Raw genomic sequence first — 3,678 nt, forward strand, 5'->3', positions numbered from 1 at the left:
ATCCCCTTTTCTACGTTTATGTTTGAGTATTTTTTATACACATGGTTTCTGTGAGTAATGTGTTTTTTAATTTTAAATGGAGGAGTAATCCGAGATGATAATAAAAAACCAGCCCATAACATGATTAATATGAGATAATAAGGAATATTAGGGTGTGAATAGAACAGTGTTAAAGTGATGAGGGATATCAATGAGATAAAAATTAACCTTAAATTGATGCCTATAGAAAAGTTAAGGTTCCCTTTGAACTTATTTTTTAAAAATGGATATAATAGATTAATCCCTCTTGTTGATCCCATTAAGATGATAAAATTAATTAATACACTAATAATTATGCCTTCAATTAAAAAGTCGGTCGAAATAATTTGGCTAAATGCCACATTAAAAATCTTTATCAATGACGAGATAAGAAAGAGAAAAACTGAAAAAGAAAGCACATTTCTTAAATACCATAGATGTATCTCCTTTTTATGAAATATCCATCTGATTACAGGCAAATACAGGTGATAATTCAATACAGAATACCAATAAGTAGCTGTATTGGACTGATATCTTTTTGGATTATTTGTGTCAATATTGCAATAACAGAATCCGATTAGTAATCCCACGAAAAATAAGAAAAAGTGGTTTTCATCTGAATGTGATACAATGAAAATAGAAGAACCAGAGATTAATATGGTTGCAAGAACAAGGTAAAAGTTAATTTTTTGCCAATTTCTAATTCTTTTACTATTCATTTCCATTCTTCCAAAAGTAAAGATCGTATTTGTTGATTCGTTTCTTCAAGAGTAATACTGTTTCTGATTAATGAGACACAAAGGCAGACTCATTAATAATAAAAATTAATGATTTTTTCCAAATGACAAATAATGGTAGAGATCTTTCGGATCGATCCTATCAGCAATAGCCTTTATCGAATCTCCCCAACCTTCAACATCCCGTGCCGAAATAATATCCACATTCCCGCCCTGGTGATCTCCTTCCCCGACTTCATCTTCAAGCCAGGATTCAACCTCCAGGTAGGTATTCTTCAGACCTTCAAGTACCTCGGGGTCAGCAACCCATAACTCCCGCTGATGGGCTTCAAGGAGACGCCGGGTGAGTTCTTCAAATGCATACGGGTTCTTCTCCTGGAAGAACTCTTTCATCTCCCGGTCAAGGACAAATTTATTTGCGATCTCATCAAAGATCCAGTCATCAATCTCCCCGGTTGCTGCCTGCCATCCCATGAGATGCTCGGTCCGGGTAGAAACCGCGGTGGCACCATTATACCCGGATTTTTTTATTCGCTCTATCCATTTCGGATTGAACATTTTTGCCCGCATAACACGGCGAACCTCGTCTGCCATGTCATGAACATAGACGTGTTCAGGCTCACGAGTGTCACCATAATATGATTTCACTTCGTTCGGGTTAAAATGCCGGGCTGCAAGCGTCATTCCCCCATGATTTCCAAAGAAACAGCAGCATCCCAGTAGATCACAGGTATCAGATGCAGTCTTATCAAAAGTTACCTCTACGGTAGCGAGATTCCGGGCGAACTGTTCAGGTTTTAGTTTCCCGGCGTACTCCTTCCCATATGCAAAGGCATGGGTTGCCATGAAAACATCTACCAGATCCTTCTCCGTCTCCCATGCACTGGCATGAACCGCAAGAGCCACACCGGTGACGTATGCCCCAGGTGGGTTGCTGAAGATTCTCAGGGTCGCATTTCTCCAGTCCTCACTGGTTTCCTGCTGGGACATCAGAGCATGTTTTCTGATGAAATTCATCTCAACCGGCTCATCAAGAGACGCTACCGTCCGGATAGCTTCATCCATCAGTTCATAACAGGTAGGGTAACAATCCCGAAGAGTTGAGGTGATCTCAATCGTAACATCGATCCGTGGCCTGCCAAGTTGCTCAAGAGAGACCACTCTGAATGTCTTCACCTGTCCAGATGCATTCCACACCGGTTCGACCCCGATAAGATGGAAAAGCTGGGCAAACCCTTCACCATCAGAACACATCATGTCCATAGCCATCCAGAAGTATCCCACGTTTTCCGGGAGTCTCCCCTCTTCCTTCATATATTTCTGCAGAAGGGATTCGGCAAGTTGTTTTCCGACTATCCAAGCTGATTTAGTCGGTGTTTTGTAAGGATAGGTAGAATAAAAGTTTCTTCCGGTTGGGAGAATTTCATCCTGTCCCCTGCTCAGATAGCCGGATGGTCCGGGGGGAGTATGGCCCATCTCCATACCGTTAAACAGCGCTTCCATCTCTTTTGACTGTTCAAGACGCTCATTGATATCCAGGATCCGAAGTTGAATCAGTCGCAATTTATCTTCCTGCTCCCGTGTCAGGGTCTGATCAAACAGCTCCAGGAGAGTGGACCCGGGGTTTTCAATGGTATTCCTGATGAAGGATTTTGCACGTTCATCAAGTTCTTCTAACAGGGCTCCGTATGATTTCCCAAAGGTGTGAGAAAACTGATCCTGATGGCCAAGAAGATCATCAAAATCTAGACCCAGGTTTTCTGCGATCACCCGTCTTACACACTGGTCACCGATATCAAACCTAATGATATTGTTTACAAATTCAACCAGGGACTCCTCTTCAGGTATTTCACCAAAAATGTGAGATGCTCTCCCTATCTGGGTGTTGCGGATCTTTGAAAGAACCTCATGGGCCTTTCCCTTCAGGATTTCAAAAGAATCGGTATCTGACAGATGCATATCACTGTCCAGGTTAATCTCTTTCACCATATCCCTGACAAGGTGCTCTATGGCATGCTGGCGTGCCGGATTGTCATGAACGGTCTCATACTCCACGAGAAGATTCTCCAGGTCTTCGAGTCTTTCATAGAGTTGAGAATGGTCCATTACGGAGAGCATATAATCAATCAGGGTTGCATAGGTTCTTCGTTTGGCAAGAGCTCCTTCTGGTGGATTATTGGAACAATAGATGTAAAGATAGGGGATATCTCCGATACAGACATCAGGTGAACAGGATGCTGACATGCCTACCCCTTTTCCCGGAGTGAGTTCAAGGGTTCCATGTGTTCCTACATGGATCAAGACATCAGCGCCAAAATCCTCCTGGATATAGTGATACGTGGCCAGGTACTGATGAGGTGGGGGACAGAGTGGATCATGCAGAATCTTGCAGACCTTTCCGTCACATTTTGGCCCGTAACAGCCCCGTTTTGGCTGGCAGCAGACCAATGCATTCCCAAAACGAATGCCGGTAATCAGGATCTTTCCATCAAGGATCATCCCCAGACCGGGAGGAACTCCCCAGAGTGATTCGACTTTTTCCCGAAACTCAGGATCAAGGGTATCGTACCATACATGATACTCTTCAGGAGTGATCTGGGCAATCGCCCCTCCTTTTTTCACAATATCCTCAACCGTTGTCCACCTGAACTCGCAGAGCGCCCTCCTCTCGAGGATTAATTTCACGAGTGCCTGCCCGTCTTCAGGGATATCCGATATCGTATACCCTTCTTCGGCAAGGCTATTGAGCAGTTTGACCATACTCTGCAGCCCGTTCATATGGCCAGCTCCGCCTACCGTTGCGTCTACACTGGTTCAGGGATTGTTGTTGAGCATGAAGACTACTTTTCGATCATCTTTCGGGGTGTTCTTGAGTCGTATCCTCCGTTTGATTCTTCGTGCCTCCCGTTCACACCGTTCAGAT

At 43.7% G+C, this 3,678-nt stretch carries 1 pseudogene; it reads right to left on the reverse strand.

From position 1 onward, the window contains the following. Nucleotides 1-842: 842 nt before the first annotated feature. Nucleotides 843-3,548, reverse strand: a pseudogene (locus LUQ50_RS01305) (cobaltochelatase subunit CobN); the annotation flags it as partial. Nucleotides 3,549-3,678 lie beyond the last annotated feature (130 nt).

Origin of the sequence: Methanospirillum sp. (genome assembly GCF_028679455.1) — an archaeon.
Taxonomy (GTDB): domain Archaea; phylum Halobacteriota; class Methanomicrobia; order Methanomicrobiales; family Methanospirillaceae; genus Methanospirillum.